The organism is Rhodanobacter thiooxydans (assembly GCF_021545845.1).
Classification (GTDB): Bacteria; Pseudomonadota; Gammaproteobacteria; order Xanthomonadales; family Rhodanobacteraceae; genus Rhodanobacter.
Window position 1 is genome coordinate 942,208 of sequence record NZ_CP088923.1, and the last position, 16,607, is coordinate 958,814.

A 16,607-nucleotide genomic window follows, 5' to 3' on the forward strand; every position below is an offset into this window, starting at 1 on the left:
TCAGTCGTCCGCCATCCGTGCGAGCTCCGGCAGCAGTGTGGCGTAGGCGCGCCAGCGCTGCACCGAGCGGGAGTGCACGGGCTGGCGCGCCTGCCACAGGCTGGCCGTGTTGATGGCGCGTTCCTGGCCGGGCGCCATGGGCGGGATGGCGGCGGGCAGCCCCAGCCAGTCGGCCAGGGCGCCGATGCAGCTGGCGGGGTCGGCGACCAGGTCTTCATAACGCACTTCGCGCACGGCGGTCGGGTAACGCCGTTGCCAGTGCGCCATCAGCCGCCGTGTGCCGTGGATGACCGCCGCGATGTCGGCGAAATCACCGGCAAAGTCCTGCGTGCCGGGATGGAACGACTGCATCCACAGCGAGAGTGCGTTGTCCCGGGCGTTGCGGCGGCAATGGATCACCCGCGCCTGCGGGAACAGCGCGAGGATCAGGTCTACGTGCATGTCGTTGTGCGGCTGCTTGTCGATGTACCAGCGCGCGGGGGCATCGTCCTGCACCAGTTGGGCCGCATAGGCCGTGGCGGCCAGCGGCATCTGCGCGGCGCGTTCGCGCTCCGAGGCGATGGCATCGAGGCGTGCTGCTAGCGTCGGCAGCCAGGGCAGCTCCCCGCGATGCCGCACCGCCGGGTGTTGGGCCAGCTGTTCGGCCAGCAGCGTGCTGCCGGACCGCGGCATGCCCACGATGAAGACAGGCGTCCACGCGTGGTCCCCTGCCGGCTGGACGGGCGGCGCCGGCCGCGTCAGCCGCAGTTCCACGCTGCGCCGCCATGCCTTGCGGTTCCATGGCTGCCGTTCGCGCACGAGGCGGTTGGCCTCGGCCCAGGCAGCGGCGGCGCGGGCATGCTCGCCGAGATCGTCGCAGGCCTTGCCCAGTGCGAACAGCAGGCCGCTGCGCGCGTGCGGACTCAGGTCGTTGCGCGCCAGGTGGTGTTCGAACAGCGCGAGGTCCGGATGCCGGCGGTCGCGGTAGCGCTGCAGGCCGGCCAGGCCGAGCGGGACGTGCCATTCCAGCGCCAGCGGGCTGCCGGCCAGCGCCGCCTGCTGGTGCAGGCGCGCCTCGTCGAAGCGTCCCAGCTGCGATGCCAGCGCGCCGGCGTGCGCGCGCAGGCGGGGATCGTCGAGGCCGCGGGCGAAGGCGTCTGTGCACAGCTGCAGCGCCTGCGCCTGGCGCCCGCAGTCGTCGAGCAACTCCACTGCGGTGATCCGCTGCTCCAAGCTGGCCGTGCGGGCCGTGCTGGCCGTGCTGGCACTGGTCAGAACCTCGCCGGCGGCCACCATCCGGCCCTGCTCGCGCAGCAGGCGCGCCAGCACGAAGGCGGCGGGCAGATGGTCCGGCGTGCGCTGCAGGATGCCTCGCAGGCGCCGTTCGGCGCTGGGTCGATCGCCCCGCTGGATCGCCAGGCCTGCGAGCGCCAGCGCAAGCTCGTCGGATCCAGGATGAGCAGCGACGGCCGCTTCCAACGTGTTCGCCGCAGCCGCCACGTCGCCACGCAATATCTGCGCCTGCGCGGCTTGCAGCAACAGCTGCTCATCCGGAAGTGCAGGCGTGGTCGGCGTCATGGGCGCTTCCGCGGATGCGCTCAGGCCTGCCAGGGCGGCTGGCCGAGCGCGGTGCGCAGCGGGTCGAGCAGGGCGCCATAGCGTGTGCTGTGCGCGGTGTCGCCGCGCAGTGGCTGGCGCACCTGGCTGGCGCTGGGCGAGCGCACCTCGCGGGTATTTTCATGGAAACTCAGGCAGGCCGGGTCGAACGGCAGCCCGCAGAAGTCCAGCAAGGCGCGGATGCGGGCTTCCGGCTCGGCCAGCAGCGCCTCGTAGTCGTGCAGCAGCACTGCCTGCGGATGGCGCGCGGCGAGCCGCTGCAGGCTGCGCTCGCAGTTGCGCCAGAAACTGGCCAGGTCGCCGAAGTCGCGGCTGTACTCGTTGTTGTCCAGGCGCTGGCGATAGCAGGAGAAGCAGGTCTCCAGCGCGTCGCGACGGCAGCCGACGATGCGCGCCCCCGGCAGCATGGCACGGATGGCTTCGGCGTAGATCCAGTTGCTCGGCAGCTTGTCGGTGAAACGCGGGCGGTGCTTGCGCCAATGGGCCGTGCGTTCGAGATAGCGGTGGCCAAGTCGCGACCAGTCGGCGGGCTGCATGTGCGGCACCCAGCGCGGAAACGGCTGCCCGCGCCAGCGCGACTCCTCGGCCAGCACCTGCGGCAGGTCCGGCAGCTCGCCGGTGCCCTCCACCTGCGGATGCGAGGCGAGGATCTGCTCGGCCAGCGTGGAGCCGGAGCGCGGCAGGCCGACGATGAAGATCGCCTCGTGCCCCAGGCCGGGCTCGTCCGCGCCCGCCGGCGGCGGATCGAAGGCCGCCGCCAGGGCGTCGATCGCCGCCGAGTAGCCGGCGGCGTTCCACTGCTGGCGTCGCCGCGCGATGGTGTTCGCCGTGGCGATCGCCTGCAGTGATTCGGCGTACTGGCCCTGATCGTCCAGCGCGCGCGCCAGTGCGAAGCCGATCGCGATGCGGTCGTCGTCGGTGGCGCGCGGTTCCCGCAGCGCGGCCCGCATGGCGGCGACGTCGGCCTCGCCCATGCGCGTGGTCTTCAGATCGGCCAGCCCCCACCACGCCATGCCGGCCCATGCCCGTTCGGTCAGCACACGCCGGTATTCGGCGGCGGCTTCGGCTGGTTGCCCGCGCATGCGCAGCATGTCCGCCCGCAGTGCGCGTGCGTCGGTGGCGTGCGGGTCGAGTTCCACCGCGCGGCGCAGGGCGGCCTCGGCCTCGTCGTTGCGCACGCTGCGGGTCAGCATCACGCCGAGGTTGTACCAGGCCAGCGCCATGTCCGGCTGCAGCCGGCAGGCGGCCCGCAGGGCATCGATGGCGCCGTCGTATTCGCCGGCCTGGCCGAGCAGGGTGGCCAGCGTGTTGAGGTAGATCGGATCGTCCGGGTGGCCGGCGAGTGCCGTCCGCATCAGCGCGATGGCCTCCTGGTGGCGCCCCTGCATGCCCAGGATGCCGGCGTGCAGGCGCTGCACTTCGGGGTGATCGGGCTGGCCGGCGAGCAGTGGCGCCATGCGCGCGGTCGCGACATCGAGACGGCCGTCGTCGAGCGCCCGCGCGACGGCGGATACGGCCCGCGTCAGGTCAGGGGTGAGGCCATGCAGTCGTGCCGACATCCGGGCTCCGTGTGTGTGGTGGGCGCGGCAGCGCCGCGAACGGCTATTATGCCTGCTCGGCGACGGTCCGCTTCGTGCGGGCGGCAGTGGCATGGCACAACCCGCGGAGCACCATCGATGAGCGTTTCCTCTTCGCCCGACCCCGTGTCGTCATTGCGGGAGACTGTTCGCGTGCAGTTGCAGGGCGGACAGATGGCGGCGGCGGAATCCTCCTGTCGGCAATTGCTCGAGCACGAGCCCAATGACGTCGACGCACTGATCTTCCTGGCCGACCGCGAGCTGGCCCAGCGCAACGCGCCGCAGGCGATACTGCTGCTGAACCGGGCCGAGCGGGCGCATCCCGACCATCCCGGCGTGGCTCACCAGCTGGGCAACGTGCATCTTGCTGGCGGCGACTTCGAGGCCGCCGCCAGCTACCTTCAACGGGCGCTGGCGGTGGCGCCGCGCATGTTCCTGGCGCGGTTGCGCCTGGGTATCGCGCTGGAGCAGCTGGGGCAGGAGCAGCAGGCGCTGACCGCCTACTTCATGGCGGTGCGTAGCGCGCAGGAGCAGGGCCGCTGGCTCAGTGACGCGACCACCGCGCCCGGCCTGCGCGAGCCGGTGAAGTACGCCATGAGTTACGCCAATGCCGGGCGCAGGCGCCTGTTCGATGCGGCGCTGGAGCCGTTGCGCGAGCGTTACGGCCGCTCCGAGCTGCGCCGGGTGGATCGTGCGCTGGCGATCCATCTCGGGCTGGAGCCGATGCCGTCGATCGATCCGCGCCAGCGTCCGCTGTTCCTCTATTTTCCCGACGTCCCCAGCCAGCCGTTCTATCCGCGTGAGCGCTTTCCCTGGCACGAGACGCTGGAGGCGGCTGCTGCGGCGGTGCGCGAAGAACTGCTGGCCGTGCTGGCGAGCGAGCAGCCGCTGGAATCCTTCCTCGGCGTGGACGACCCCGCCCAGGCGCAGTCGATGCTGCGCGGGTCGGATGGCCACGCCGCCGCATGGGATGCCTACTTCTTCCATCGCCATGGCGACCGCTACGAGGATCATTGCGCCGCCTGCCCGCGCACCAGCGCTGTGCTGGATGCGGTGCCGCTGGTGCGCATCCGCGACCATGCGCCGGAAGCGCTGTTTTCGGTACTGCGCCCGGGCACCCATATCCTGCCGCACCGCGGCGTGACCAACACCCGCCTGGTCACCCACCTGCCGCTGATCGTGCCGTCCGACTGTGCGCTGCGCGTGGCCGGGCAGATCCACTCCTGGCGCGAGGGAAGTTGCGTCACGTTCGACGACACCTTCGAGCACGAGGCCTGGAACCGCAGTCCGTTCACCCGCGTGGTGCTGATCCTGGACAGCTGGAACCCCGACCTGACCGAGGCGGAGCGGGCGGCGGTGACCGACCTGGTCGAGGCCATCGGCGACTTCAACGCGTCGTGCGAGCTGGCCGCCGACCCGGCCTGATCGGCGCCGCATCGGCTCCAGCGAAAACGGCGCCTCGAGGCGCCGTTTTCCCGTGTCGGCCGGCTGCGATGCCGCTCAGTAGCGCGGCACGCCCGGGTCGATCTCGCTGGCCCACGCGTCCATGCCGCCTTCCACGTTGTGCAGATTGCTGAAGCCGTGCGCGGCGAAGCGTTCGGCCATGGCGCGGCTGGACATGCCGTGGTGGCAGATGAAGGCCAGCGCGGTGTCCTTTGGCAGGCTGGCCAGCTTTTCGTAGCCTTCCTCTTCCAGCACCCGGGCCTGCGCCAGCGGCGCGGCCACGGCGCGGTCGGCGGCGGGGCGCACGTCGACCAAGGTGATGTCATGGGCGGCCAGACGCTGCTGCAGCTGCTGCACACTGAGCGACTTGATCTCGACGGCGCCGGGGAACTTCAGGCTGAGGCCCTCGCCCTGCACGGTGGAGACCCAGTCGATTACGATGCCCTTCGCGCGCTGCGCGCTGGCCGGGTCGAAGTGGACCTCCAGCCCGTTTGCCGTGGCCACGATGTCGTGTTCGCCAGCCGGCGCCAGCTGGAAGCCGGCGCTGTGGTCGGGGCCGATCTCCAGGTGCAGCGCCATGCCCTGCGCGCCGGCGGTACCCTGGCGGATCGCCTCGGCGGCGGCGTCGGTGATGGTGATTTCCGGCGGGGTACGGTCCGGTGCGGCGATGCCGAACAGCGCGTGCAGCTCGCCGCTGCCGTACATCTGGCGGATGATGTCGGCGCCGCCGACCAGCTCGCCTTCGACGTACAGCTGCGGGATGGTCGGCCAGTCGCCGTAGGCCTTGATGCCTTCGCGGATTTCCGGATCGTCCAGCACATTGACCGTGTGGTACTCCGGCAGCAGCTCGTTCAGCGTGTTGGTGGCGGCGGCGGAGAAGCCGCACATCGGCTGTTGGCGGTCGCCCTTCATGAACAGCACCACGCGGTGGTCCTTGAGCAGGGTTTCAATACGTTCGCGGGTGGCGGCGTCGAGGGACATAGGAAACTCCGGGGAAGAAGCACAATGATACGCCGTCCGATATGCGGCGATCCCGCCGGCCTTCAAGCCCGCCCGCCTCAGGCGGCCCGGTGCAGTTCGCCAAGGTCGTGCCGGCGCGCGCCCAGCGGCGCCAGTGCCAGCACCGCGGCCGGCGAGGGCCACACCAGTTCGCGGCTGGCCCGGCCCAGCGCGGTGGGCTGCTCGCTCCAGTGGATCAGCTCCATGGCGCCGGTATGGTCCTCGATCAGCGCGGTGCAGTGCTCGACCCAGTCGCCGTCGTTGAGATAGAGCACGCCGTCCAGCTCGCGCACGTGCCCAAAGTGGATGTGCCCGCAGATGTGGCCGTCGAAGCCGCTCGCGCGCGCATCGGCGGCCACGCGCTGCTCGTAGGCGCGGATGTACGCCAGCGCCCGCGCGATGCGCGACTTGAGGATGATCGACAGCGGCAGGTACGGCAGTTCCAGCCGCTGGCGCAGCGCATGCAGCCGGCGGTTGCTCCAGCAGATGAGTCGATGCATCGCCTCGCCGAGCTGCAGCATCCAGCGGCGGCCGAGCGGGCTTCGATCGAGCTCGCACGGGTCGAATTCGTCGCCGTGGCTGACCCGGTAGCGGCGACCGTCGGCGCCGATGTGCACGGCGTCCAGCGCAATCCGCACGCCGCCGATGCATTGCCCATGCAGGCTGCGCATGGGCGCGTCGTGGTTGCCGGGGATGTAGGTCACCTCGACGCCGCGGCGCGCCAGCGCCAGCACCTCGGCGATCACCGCGCCGTGTTCGGCGCGCCAGCCCTGGCGGCGGGACAGCGCCTCCAGATCGACGATGTCGCCGACCAGGTAGAGCTTCTCGCAGCGCAGCCGGCGCAGGAAGTCGAGCAGGTAGGCGGCCTTGCAGTCCGGCGTGCCCAGGTGCACGTCGGAGATGAAGGCGCTGCGGCAGTGCAGGCTGGTCATGGCGCATTCCCCGGTGGTGGCCCGGGGCGCCAGTGTGCGATCGCCACGTCACCGTGCGATGGCGGAATGGTTGCAGGGTCGTTGCGGTCAGGAGCGAAGCGCCGCGCGCGCGCCCGGCTCGATCGCCTCCGCCCACAGCACGTACTGCGCGGCGGAAGGGTGCAGGCCGTCCTCGGCGAGCAGTTTGGGGTGCCGGCGCGAGATGCCGGTGACGTCGACGAAACGCACGCCGGCGCGGCGGCAGGCGTCGCCGGCGATCGCGTTGTAGGCATCCAGTTCTGCGGCGATGCGCGCGCCGTCGCGGCCCTGCCTGGCGGCGAAGCGGGTGACGCCCCAGTCGGGGATCGACGCCACCACCACCCGCGTCGCGCGCTCGCCGGCCAGCATGATCGCGCGGGCCAGCAGGCCGGCGAACTCGCTGCGGTAGTCCTCGGCCGGACGGCCGCGGTACTGGTTGTTCACGCCGATCTGCAGCGTCACCAGCGCGTAGGGCGGCGCTAGCGGCGCGGCGTCCATGCCCTGCGCCAGTTCGTCGGTGGTCCAGCCGGTGACGGCGACGATCTGCGGCTCGCCGATCGGCGCGCCGGCCCGGCGCAGCCGCTGCGCCAGCACCGCCGGCCAGCGCTCGTGCGTGGCCACCGCTTCGCCGATGGTGTAGGAGTCGCCGAGGGCGAGCCAGCTCGGCATGCGGTCAGGCCACCGCGACGGCGGGGTTGGGCGACTGCTCATGCGCCATTCGCGAGAGCACCCGCTCGATCCGCACGAATACCTCGCGCAGCTGCGCCGGCGGCGGCAGCAGGGTCAGCCGGAAGTGGCGGCTGCCCGGCACGTTGAAGCTGCTGCCGGGCACCACCAGCACCGATTCCTCTTCCAGCAGGCGCAGCGCGAAGGCCTCGTCGTCGAAGCTGGGGATGCGCTCGGCGCGTACCTGCGGGAACGCGTACAGCGCGCCACCCGGGGCGACCAGTTCCAGATGGTCGCTGGCCGCCACCCCTTCCAGCACGATCCGGCGCGCCTCGTGCAGGCGCCCGCCGGGCGCGGTCAGCGTGCCGATCGTGGGCGCGTCCTGCAGCGCCGGCAGCACCGCCCACTGCGCGGTGACGTTTGCGCACAGGCGCAGCGCGGCCAGCAGCTGCAGCGCATCGCGGTACGCGGTGGTGCGTGCGCGAGCACCGGACAGACTCATCCAGCCGACCCGGTAGCCGCAGGCGCGGTGCACCTTGGACAGGCCGCCGAAGCTGAGGCAGGGCACCTCGCCGGCCACCTCGGCCAGCGGCTGGAATGCGGCGCCGTCGTACAGGATCTCGTCGTAGATCTCGTCGGACAGCAGCAGCAGCCGGTGCCGCGCGGCGATGTCCACCAGCCGCTGCAGCAGCGCGCGCGGGTACACCGCGCCGGTGGGGTTGTTCGGGTTGATCAGCACCAGCGCGCGAGTGCGCGGGGTGACCAGCGCCTCGACCTCGTCCGGATCGGGCAGGTGGCCGTCGCGGGCCAGGCAGCGGTAGTAGCGCGGCTGGCCGCCGTTGAGAATGGTGGCGGCGCTCCACAGCGGGTAGTCGGGGCTGGGCAGCAGCACCTCGTCGCCGGCCTGCAGCAGCGCGCGCAGGCTCAGGTCGATCAGTTCGCTGACGCCGTTGCCGATGAAGATGCGCTCGGCCTCGACGCCGCGCGCACCGCGTGCGCGCTGCTGCGCGGCGATCGCTTCGCGGGCCGGTTCCAGGCCCTGCTCGTGGCCGTAGGCCTCGCTGTCGTGCAGGTGGGCGGCGATCGCCTCGCGCAGGTGCGCCGGCGTCGCAAAGCCGTAGCGGCCGGGGTTGCCGATGTTGAGCTTGATGATGTCGAGGCCGGCAGCCTCCAGCTCGCGCGCGCGCCGGGTCAGCGCGCCGCGGATTTCGTAGCGCACGTCCGCCAGGTGCGCACTGGGTGTGATCGGGGCCAATGCTGGTGTCCTCTGTTGCCTGGGATGGGTTCGACGGGTCTGATGCTAGCAGCGTGGTGCAGTGCAGCGCGAGCGGGTTTTGAGCCGGTTTCCGGTTCATCGTCGGGCAATCTTCAGGCAGGGCATAATCGCCGGACCGTGCCGACCGATCCGCCCCATGAGTGAAGCCGAAACGATCGAACGCCTGCGCCGCATCGGCTGGCGCGGTGGCGCGCAGCCCGGCGCCGGGCTGCGGCTGGCGCGGGTGGTGGCCCAGCATCGCGCCGGCTACGAGCTGCACGACGGCGAGAGCCTGTTCGGCGCGCAGCCGGACGGGCGTTTTCTCAGGCGCGGCCTCGATCCGGCCGAGCGGCCGGTGGTCGGCGATTTCGTCGAGGTCGAGCCGGGCCGGCCGCCGCACATCGTCAAGGTGCTGGCGCGGCGCACGCTGCTGTCGCGCGCGGCGGCGGGCGAGCGCTACGAGCGCCAGCTGATCGCCGCCAACATCGACTACGTGCTGGTGCTGACCGGGCTGGACGGCGACTTCAACCCGGCGCGGATCGAGCGCTACCTGTCGCTGACCGAGGGCTCCGGCGCGCAGCCGGTGGTGCTGCTGAGCAAGCTCGATACCCGCGAGGACGCCGCCGCCCAGCTCGACGCCCTGCGCGCGCGGCTGCCCGCGGGCACGCCGATCCACGCACTGAACGGCAAGGACCCGACCAGCGTGGCGCCGCTGGCCGCCTACCTGCAGCCGGGCGACAGCGCGGTGCTGGTGGGTTCCTCCGGCGCCGGCAAGTCCACCTTGACCAACACCTTGCTCGGCATCGCCCGCATGGCTACCGCCGAGGTGCGCCGCCACGACAGCCGCGGTCGCCACACCACCACCCATCGCGCGCTGCTGCAGCTGCCCTCGGGCGGCTGCCTGATCGACACCCCCGGCATGCGCGAGCTGAAGCTGACCGGCGAGGAAAGCCTCGACCTGTTCGCCGACATCGAGGTGCTCGCCGAGCAATGCCGTTTCGCCGACTGCGGCCACGGCAGCGAGCCGGGCTGCGCGGTACAGGCGGCGCTGGACAGCGGCGAGCTGGCGCCGGGGCGCTGGCGCAGCTTCCTCAAGCTGCACGATGAGCGCGAGGAGCAGGCGGCGACCCTGGAAGCGCGCCTGCGCCGCCAGCGTGGCGGCCGGCCGAGCGAACGCCCGCACGGCCATCGCGGGCAGCGCGAGCGGGATTGAGCCGGCGCGCGTGGCCATGCGGACGGGGCACGCCAAAGCATCTAGTATCGCGGCATCGTTGCAGCGGAGGGCAGGCATGCGCCGGTTGTCGTCGTCAGGTCCCGGGCCGCGCCGTCGTTCCGGTGCGTCGCGTGGGGCCGCGCGATGAGCGCGGCGGACGGCGCCGTGGCGCCGCAGCTGCAGCGCTACGCCGCGCTCGACCAGCGCCTGCTGGCGGCGGTGCGCGGCATCCGCATCCTGCCCACGGTGGCGTGGCCGGCGTCGCTGGAGGACCGCATGATCGCGGACTACGCCGGCGGCCGCTTCGCCTTGCCGCAGGTGAGCTACGCTCGGCCGGACCTGTCCGCGGCGCGCGCCGAACTGGCGGCGATCGAGGCGGCCGCGGGCGGCGGTGACCCGGCGGATAGCGACCCGCTGGGCGATTACCTGCGCCGCACCGCCGAATCCTGGCGCATCGCCGCCGGCATGCTGGAGTCGGTCGGCAGCGCCGGCGTCACTGCGCCGTCGATCGCGCTGTATGGACGGCCGGACGACACCATCCCCGGCAGCCAGCGCAGCAACCTCGACGCGGCGCGCTACTTCGTCGAGCTGTCCGACGAACTGGGCGCGGACCTGCTGGCCGACGACAGCAGCGTGAACATGCCGGCCGACGTATTGCGCAGCGACCTAGCCGCCACTCTGGACGAGTTCTTCGGCGCGGGCACCATCAGTGTCGAGGTCGACCCCGAGCTCACCGCCAAGGCCGCCGCCGGCGCCACCCGCATCCGCCTGCGCGGCGGCGCCAGCTTCAGCGCATACGACCGCCACCAGCTGCTGGCGCACGAGGCGTTCGTGCATTCGTTGACCGCGCTGAACGGCCGTCGGCAGCCGCTGCTGGCCTCGCTGGCGCGCACTTCGCCGCGGGTCACCGCCACCCAGGAAGGCCTGGCGGTGTTCGCCGAGCTGATGTCCGGCGCGATCGACATCGCCCGGCTCAAGCGCATCAGCCTGCGCATCCTGGCGATCGACATGGCGCTCAATGGCGCCGACTTCGTCGAGGTCTACAAGTATTTCAGCGCCTGCGGCCAGAACGCGGCGGACAGTTTCCATTCGGCCCAGCGCGTGTTCCGCGGCGTGCCGCTGGGTGGCGGTGCGGCGTTCGCCAAGGACAACGTCTACCTGTCCGGCCTGCTTACCGTGCACACGTTCTTCCGCTGGGCGTTGCGGCAGCGGCGGATGGACCTGCTGCGGCATCTGTTTGCCGGCAAGCTGACCCTGCACGACGTGGTCGCGCTGCAGCCGCACTTCGAATCCGGCGCGATCCTGCCGCCGCGCTGGCTGCCGCCGTGGATGCAGCATGTGCACGGGCTGGCCGGCAAGCTGGCGTTCTCGGTCTTCGTCAACGGCATCCACATGAGCAAGGTGCAGGCCGGCGATCTGTCGCTGGACGTCTGACCTGGCGTGTCGGGACTGCCGCGGCTACTTCCGCAGCCGGTGCCATGACAGCGTGCCGACATGTGGTCCCTGATAACATCACGGGACTCATTCAAGCAAAGCTGCAACCATGTCACTGCCCGAAGAACTGCGTCTCGCCGCCCTGGAATACCACCGCCTGCCGCGTCCCGGCAAGATCAAGGTCACCCCGACCACCTCGCTGCTGACCCAGCGCGACCTGTCGCTGGCTTACTCGCCCGGTGTTGCCGCGGCCTGCGACGCGATCGTCGAAGATCCGACCACGGCGGCCGAGTACACCGCGCGCGCGAACCTGGTCGCGGTGATCACCAACGGCACCGCGGTGCTCGGCCTGGGCAACATCGGGCCGCTGGCGGCCAAGCCGGTGATGGAAGGCAAGGGCGTGCTGTTCCAGAAGTTCGCCGGCATCGACGTGTTCGACATCGAGATCGCCGAGAACGACCCGGACAAGCTGGTCGACATCATCGCCAGCCTGGAGCCGACCTTCGGCGGCATCAACCTGGAGGACATCAAGGCGCCGGAGTGCTTCATCGTCGAGCGCAAGCTGCGCGAGCGGATGAAGATCCCGGTGTTCCACGACGACCAGCACGGCACCTCGATCATCGTCGGCGCGGCGCTGCTCAATGCGCTGATCGTGGTCGGCAAGAAGATCGGGGACATCCGCGTGGCCACCACCGGCGCCGGCGCGGCGGGCATCTCCTGCCTCGACATGCTGGTGGCGCTGGGCGTGAAGCCGGAGCATATCCTGGCGTTCGACCGTGACGGCGTGATCCACAGCGGGCGTACCAACCTCGATCCGGACAAGCAGCGCTACGCGCGCGATACCAAGGCACGCACGCTGGCGGAGGTCGTCGAGGGCGCGGACGTGTTCCTCGGCCTGTCCGCCGGTGGCATCCTCAAGCCGGAAATGGTCGCCACCATGGCCGCGCGGCCGGTCATCTTCGCGCTGGCCAACCCGAACCCGGAGATCACCCCGGAAGAGGCGAAGGCGGTGCGACCGGACTGCATCATGGCCACCGGCCGTTCGGACTATCCGAACCAGGTCAACAACGCGCTGTGCTTCCCCTACCTGTTCCGCGGCGCGCTGGACGTGGGCGCCACGGTCATCAACGAACCGATGAAGATCGCCTGCGTCAAGGCGATCGCCGCGCTGGCGCGGCGCGAGTCGTCCGACGTCAGTGCGCGTGCCTACGGCGGCAAGCCGCCCAGCTTCGGCGCGGAGTACCTGATCCCGCAGCCGTTCGACCCGCGCTTGCTGATCCAGCTGCCGCCGGCGGTGGCGCGGGCGGCGATGGAGTCGGGCGTGGCGACGCGGCCGATCGCGGATTTCGCCGCGTACAACGACCAGCTGACCAGCTTCGTGTTCCGCACCGGGCTGCTGATGAAGCCGGTGTTCGAGCGGGCCAAGTCCGCGCCGGCGCGACTGGTCTACGCCGAGGGCGAGGAAGAGACCGTGCTGCGCGCGGTGCAGGTGGTGGTCGACGAAGGCCTGGCCAAACCCATCCTGATCGGCCGCCCGGAGGTGATCGAGAAGCGCATCAAGCGCGCCGGCCTGCGCATCAAGCTGGGTGTGGACGTCGAGATCTGCAACATCAACTCCGACCCGCGCTTCGACGACTACTGGCAGCACTACCACCGGCTGATGCAGCGCCGCGGGGTGACTCCGTCGATGGCCAAGGCGGTGGTGCGCTCGCGACCCACCGCGATCGCCGCGCTGATGGTCGAGCGCGGCGAAGCGGACGGGATGATCTGCGGCCTGGTCGGCCAGTACCAGAGCAAGCTGCGCTACATCCGCGACATCATCGGCCTGGATGCCGGCGTGGTCGAGCCGTCGGCGATGGCTGCGGTGGCCACCGACAAGGGCACCTTCTTCTACCTCGACACCCACGTGCAGGACGACCCCTGCCCGGAGCGGATCGCCGAGGCGACCCTGCAGGCCTCGATCCGGCTGAAGCTGTTCGGCATTACGCCGAAGATCGCGTTGCTGTCCGGCGGCAACTTCGGCAGCCGCGACACCTGCGGCGCCAAGAAGATGAATAGGGCGCTGGAACTGATCCGCGCCCGCGCGCCGCGGCTGGAGGTGGAGGGCGAGATGCAGGCTGACGTGGCGCTGGTGCCCTCGCTGCGCGAGAAGCTGTTCCCGAACTCGCGGCTGGAGGGCAAGGCGAACGTGTTCGTGTTCCCCAACCTGGACGCGGCCAACATCGCCTACAACATGACCCGCATGCTCTCCGACGGCGTGGTGATCGGGCCGATCCTGATGGGCGTGGCCAAGCCGGCGCACATCCTGATGCCGCAGTCGACCGTGCGCCGCGTCGTCAACATGACGGCGGTGGCCTGCGTCGAGGCGCAGATCCGCGCGCAGAACCGTCAGTCCGGCTGAGTGCGTCGGCCACCGGCCAGGAACGGTCGGTGCGGCCACGGCAACCCGGTTTCCGTGCGCCGCCGCATGGAGCCTGCATTGGCGGCCCTCCGGGCCAGCGGCTAGACTTGGACAATGATCCCGCCGTCATTCCCCCGGTGGCGGGGTATCCCCCTCAAGCATGGGCGCTGCAACGGCGCCGCGGAGAATCTTCATGGATCAGCTCGACGACATCCTCAACCAGGACATCGACCCCACCGAAACCCGGGAGTGGATCGACTCGCTCGATGCGGTGATCCATCACGACGGCACCGAGCGCGCGCATTTCCTGCTGGAGCAGATGGTCGACACCACCCGCCGCTCGGGTGGCCACCTGCCGTTCGACCCGACCACCGCCTACGTCAACACCATCGCGCCGGCGAACGAGGCGAAGAGCCCGGGCGATGCGGCGATGGAGTGGCGCATTCGCTCGCTGATCCGCTGGAATGCGATGGCGATGGTGGTGCGCACCAACCGCAAGCCCGGCATGCTGGGCGGCCACATCGCCAGCTTCGCCTCCTCGGCCACGCTGTACGACGTGGGCTTCAACCATTTCTGGCGCGCGCCCAGCGCGGAGCACCCCGGCGACCTGATCGGCTACCAGGGCCACATCAGCCCCGGCATCTACGCGCGCTCCTTCCTCGAAGGCCGCATCAGCGAAGACCGGCTCGACCTGTTCCGCGCCGACGTGATCGGCGGCGGTCGCTCGCTCACCTCCTACCCGCACCCGTGGCTGATGCCTGACTACTGGCAGATGCCCACGGTGTCGATGGGCCTGGGCCCGATCCAGGCGATCTACCAGGCGCAGTTCTTCAAGTATCTGGAGAACCGCGGGCTGGTGCCCAAGTCCGACCGCAAGGTGTGGTGCTTCCTCGGCGACGGCGAGGTGGACGAGCCCGAGTCGCTGGGCGCGATCTCGCTGGCCGGCCGCGAGGGGCTGGACAACCTGATCTTCGTGATCAACTGCAACCTGCAGCGCCTGGATGGCCCGGTGCGCGGCAACGGCAAGATCATCCAGGAGCTGGAAGGCCAGTTCCGCGGCGCCGGCTGGAACGCGATCAAAGTGATCTGGGGCAGCTACTGGGATCCGCTGCTGGCGCGCGACAAGGACGGCATCCTGCGCAAGCTGATGATGGAAACCGTCGACGGCGAATACCAGGCGTGCAAGGCGTTCGGCGGCGCGTACACGCGCGAGCACTTCTTCGGCAAGTACCCGCAGACGCGCGAGATGGTCGCCAACCTCAGCGACGACGACATCTGGCGCCTGAACCGCGGCGGCCACGACCCGCACAAGGTCTACGCGGCCTACCACGCCGCGGTGAACACCCAGGGCATGCCCACCGTGATCCTGGCCAAGACGGTGAAGGGCTACGGCATGGGCATTGGTTCGGGCGAGGCGGAGAACCCCACCCACCAGCAGAAGAAGATGACCGGCGACGCGGTACGCCATTTCCGCGACCGCTTCCAGATCCCGATCACCGACGACAAGCTCGACAGCGTGCCCTACTACCACCCCGGCGCGAACTCGGCCGAGGTGGAATACATGCTGGAGCGTCGCCGCGCGCTGGGCGGCTTCCTGCCGCAGCGCCGCCGCCGCACCGACGTGCCGTGCAAGGCGCCGGAGCTGTCCGCCTTCGCGCAGATCACCGCCGGCACCGGCGAGCGCGAGATCTCCAACACCATGGCGCTGGTGCGCGGCATGAACCTGCTGCTGCGCGACAAGCAGCTCGGCCCGCGCCTGGTGCCGATCGTGGCCGACGAGGCGCGCACCTTCGGCATGGAAGGCATGTTCCGCCAGATCGGCATCTATGCGCCGTTCGGCCAGAAGTACCGCCCGCAGGACGCCGACCAGCTGCTGTACTACCGCGAGGCGCAGGACGGCCAGGTGCTGCAGGAAGGCATCTCCGAGGCCGGCGGCATATCGGCGTGGATCGCCGCAGCCACCAGCTACTCGGTGTCCAACCAGCCGACGCTGCCGTTCTTCATCTACTACTCGTTCTTCGGCTTCCGCCGCGTGGGCGACCTGATCTGGGCCGCCGGCGATCAGCGCGCGCGCGGCTTCCTGGTCGGCGCCACCGCCGGCGCCAGCTTCCCCGGCGAGGGCCTGCAGCATTCCGACTGTGCCTCACAGCTGATGGCCGGCACCGTGCCCAACTGCCGCGCCTACGACCCCACCTTCTCCTACGAGGTGGCGGTGCTGCTGCATCGCGGCGTGCAGGAGATGTACGAGGAGCAGCAGGACGTCTTCTACTACATCACCACCACCAACGAGAACTACACTCATCCGGACATGCCCGAGGGCTGCTACGACGGCATCGTCAAGGGCATGTATCTGTTCCGGGATTCGGGCGCCGGCGCCGCCAAGGGCAAGGGCAAGAACGGTGCACCGCGCGTGCAGTTGATGGCCGCGGGCGGCTCCGTGCTGGAGGCGGTCGCCGCCGCGGAGCTGCTGGATGCCGACTTCGGCGTGAAGGCCGACGTGTGGTCCTGCCCCAGCTTCAGCGAGCTGTCGCGCGACGGCTTCGATTGCGAACGCTGGAACCGCCTGCACCCGGAAGCCAAGGCACCGCGCGTGCCACACGTGGCGCAGTGCCTGGCCGGGCACGACGGCCCGGTGGTCGCCGCCAGCGAGTACGTGCGCGGCGTGGTCGACCAGGTGCGCGCCTTCGTGCCCGACGGGCGCTCCTTCACCGCGCTGGGCGCCGACGGCTTCGGCCGCTCGGACACCCGCGAGCACCTGCGTGAGTTCTTCGAGATCAGCCGCTACTGGATCGCCCACGCCGCGCTGGCCGCGCTGGCGAAGGAAGGCAAGGTCAACGCCAAGGACGTGGCGCGCGCGATCCGCGAGTACAAGCTCGACCCGGACAAGCCGAACCCGCTGACCGTCTGATGCGCCTGAGCCCCTCTCCCGTCGGGAGAGGGGTTGGGGAGAGGGTTCGGTCGCGCTGGGCGCTGCGCTCCGCCCGAACCCTCACCCGCCTGTCGGCACCCTCTCCCGCTGGGAGAGGGCATGGTCGGGAAGCCCTCGGCAGCTGCTTCGACCTTGGTGCGTGCG

11 protein-coding genes are annotated in these 16,607 nt (G+C 70.6%); 5 read left to right on the top strand and 6 right to left on the bottom strand.

Translation table 11 applies throughout. The features are described 5' to 3' along the window. Both LRK53_RS04025 and LRK53_RS04030 read right to left on the bottom strand, forming a co-directional pair. Window positions 1-1,557 carry a tetratricopeptide repeat-containing sulfotransferase family protein gene (locus LRK53_RS04025; protein WP_027492901.1) on the bottom strand — a complete coding sequence of 519 codons (1,557 nt, stop codon included), beginning with the start codon at window positions 1,555-1,557 and terminating at the stop codon, window positions 1-3. Between the two features lie 20 nt (window positions 1,558-1,577). Continuing rightward, window positions 1,578-3,155, bottom strand: coding sequence for a tetratricopeptide repeat-containing sulfotransferase family protein (locus LRK53_RS04030; protein ID WP_037089783.1), 1,578 nt, complete (start codon window positions 3,153-3,155; stop codon window positions 1,578-1,580). 117 nt (window positions 3,156-3,272) lie between these two features. Here LRK53_RS04030 and LRK53_RS04035 point away from each other — a divergent pair, with 117 nt between their 5' ends. Further along, window positions 3,273-4,598, top strand: coding sequence for an aspartyl/asparaginyl beta-hydroxylase domain-containing protein (locus LRK53_RS04035; protein ID WP_027492903.1), 1,326 nt, complete (start codon window positions 3,273-3,275; stop codon window positions 4,596-4,598). Window positions 4,599-4,673: 75 nt separating this feature from the next. Here the strand turns inward: LRK53_RS04035 and grxD are convergent, their stop codons facing one another. The 4 genes from grxD to LRK53_RS04055 form a co-directional block, all read right to left on the bottom strand. Then, window positions 4,674-5,597, bottom strand: a complete 924-nt coding sequence (gene grxD / locus LRK53_RS04040) for a Grx4 family monothiol glutaredoxin (protein ID WP_027492904.1) — start codon at window positions 5,595-5,597, stop codon at window positions 4,674-4,676. 77 nt (window positions 5,598-5,674) lie between these two features. Continuing rightward, window positions 5,675-6,547, bottom strand: coding sequence for a UDP-2,3-diacylglucosamine diphosphatase (locus LRK53_RS04045; RefSeq protein WP_235642521.1), 873 nt, complete (start codon window positions 6,545-6,547; stop codon window positions 5,675-5,677). Between the two features lie 87 nt (window positions 6,548-6,634). Next, window positions 6,635-7,234 (bottom strand): SGNH/GDSL hydrolase family protein, encoded by a 600-nt coding sequence (locus LRK53_RS04050; protein WP_027492905.1) that lies wholly within the window; start codon window positions 7,232-7,234, stop codon window positions 6,635-6,637. A gap of 4 nt (window positions 7,235-7,238) precedes the next feature. Then, window positions 7,239-8,486 carry an aminotransferase class I/II-fold pyridoxal phosphate-dependent enzyme gene (locus tag LRK53_RS04055; protein WP_027492906.1) on the bottom strand — a complete coding sequence of 416 codons (1,248 nt, stop codon included), beginning with the start codon at window positions 8,484-8,486 and terminating at the stop codon, window positions 7,239-7,241. Window positions 8,487-8,643: 157 nt separating this feature from the next. On the opposite strand from LRK53_RS04055, the gene rsgA reads away from it, so the two are divergent. From rsgA to aceE, 4 genes are all read left to right on the top strand, one after another. After that, window positions 8,644-9,699 (top strand): ribosome small subunit-dependent GTPase A, encoded by a 1,056-nt coding sequence (gene rsgA / locus LRK53_RS04060; RefSeq protein WP_027492907.1) that lies wholly within the window; start codon window positions 8,644-8,646, stop codon window positions 9,697-9,699. 144 nt (window positions 9,700-9,843) lie between these two features. Continuing rightward, window positions 9,844-11,133 (top strand): peptidase MATCAP family protein, encoded by a 1,290-nt coding sequence (locus LRK53_RS04065; protein WP_027492908.1) that lies wholly within the window; start codon window positions 9,844-9,846, stop codon window positions 11,131-11,133. A 109-nt stretch (window positions 11,134-11,242) separates the two neighbouring features. Then, window positions 11,243-13,534: an NADP-dependent malic enzyme gene (locus tag LRK53_RS04070; RefSeq protein WP_027492909.1), complete on the top strand. Its 2,292-nt coding sequence runs from the start codon at window positions 11,243-11,245 to the stop codon at window positions 13,532-13,534. Between the two features lie 193 nt (window positions 13,535-13,727). After that, window positions 13,728-16,442, top strand: a complete 2,715-nt coding sequence (aceE, locus tag LRK53_RS04075) for a pyruvate dehydrogenase (acetyl-transferring), homodimeric type (RefSeq protein ID WP_027492910.1) — start codon at window positions 13,728-13,730, stop codon at window positions 16,440-16,442. Window positions 16,443-16,607 lie beyond the last annotated feature (165 nt).

Excerpts from the sequence above, each read along its gene's own strand:
- aceE (WP_027492910.1), top strand. The coding sequence starts at position 13,728 with ATGGATCAGCTCGACGACATCCTCAACCAGGACATCGACCCCACCGAA.
- LRK53_RS04065 (WP_027492908.1), top strand. The coding sequence starts at position 9,844 with ATGAGCGCGGCGGACGGCGCCGTGGCGCCGCAGCTGCAGCGCTACGCC.
- LRK53_RS04035 (WP_027492903.1), top strand. The coding sequence starts at position 3,273 with ATGAGCGTTTCCTCTTCGCCCGACCCCGTGTCGTCATTGCGGGAGACT.
- LRK53_RS04045 (WP_235642521.1), bottom strand. The coding sequence starts at position 6,547 with ATGACCAGCCTGCACTGCCGCAGCGCCTTCATCTCCGACGTGCACCTG.
- LRK53_RS04025 (WP_027492901.1), bottom strand. The coding sequence starts at position 1,557 with ATGACGCCGACCACGCCTGCACTTCCGGATGAGCAGCTGTTGCTGCAA.
- LRK53_RS04030 (WP_037089783.1), bottom strand. The coding sequence starts at position 3,155 with ATGTCGGCACGACTGCATGGCCTCACCCCTGACCTGACGCGGGCCGTA.
- LRK53_RS04050 (WP_027492905.1), bottom strand. The coding sequence starts at position 7,234 with ATGCCGAGCTGGCTCGCCCTCGGCGACTCCTACACCATCGGCGAAGCG.
- LRK53_RS04070 (WP_027492909.1), top strand. The coding sequence starts at position 11,243 with ATGTCACTGCCCGAAGAACTGCGTCTCGCCGCCCTGGAATACCACCGC.
- grxD (WP_027492904.1), bottom strand. The coding sequence starts at position 5,597 with ATGTCCCTCGACGCCGCCACCCGCGAACGTATTGAAACCCTGCTCAAG.
- rsgA (WP_027492907.1), top strand. The coding sequence starts at position 8,644 with ATGAGTGAAGCCGAAACGATCGAACGCCTGCGCCGCATCGGCTGGCGC.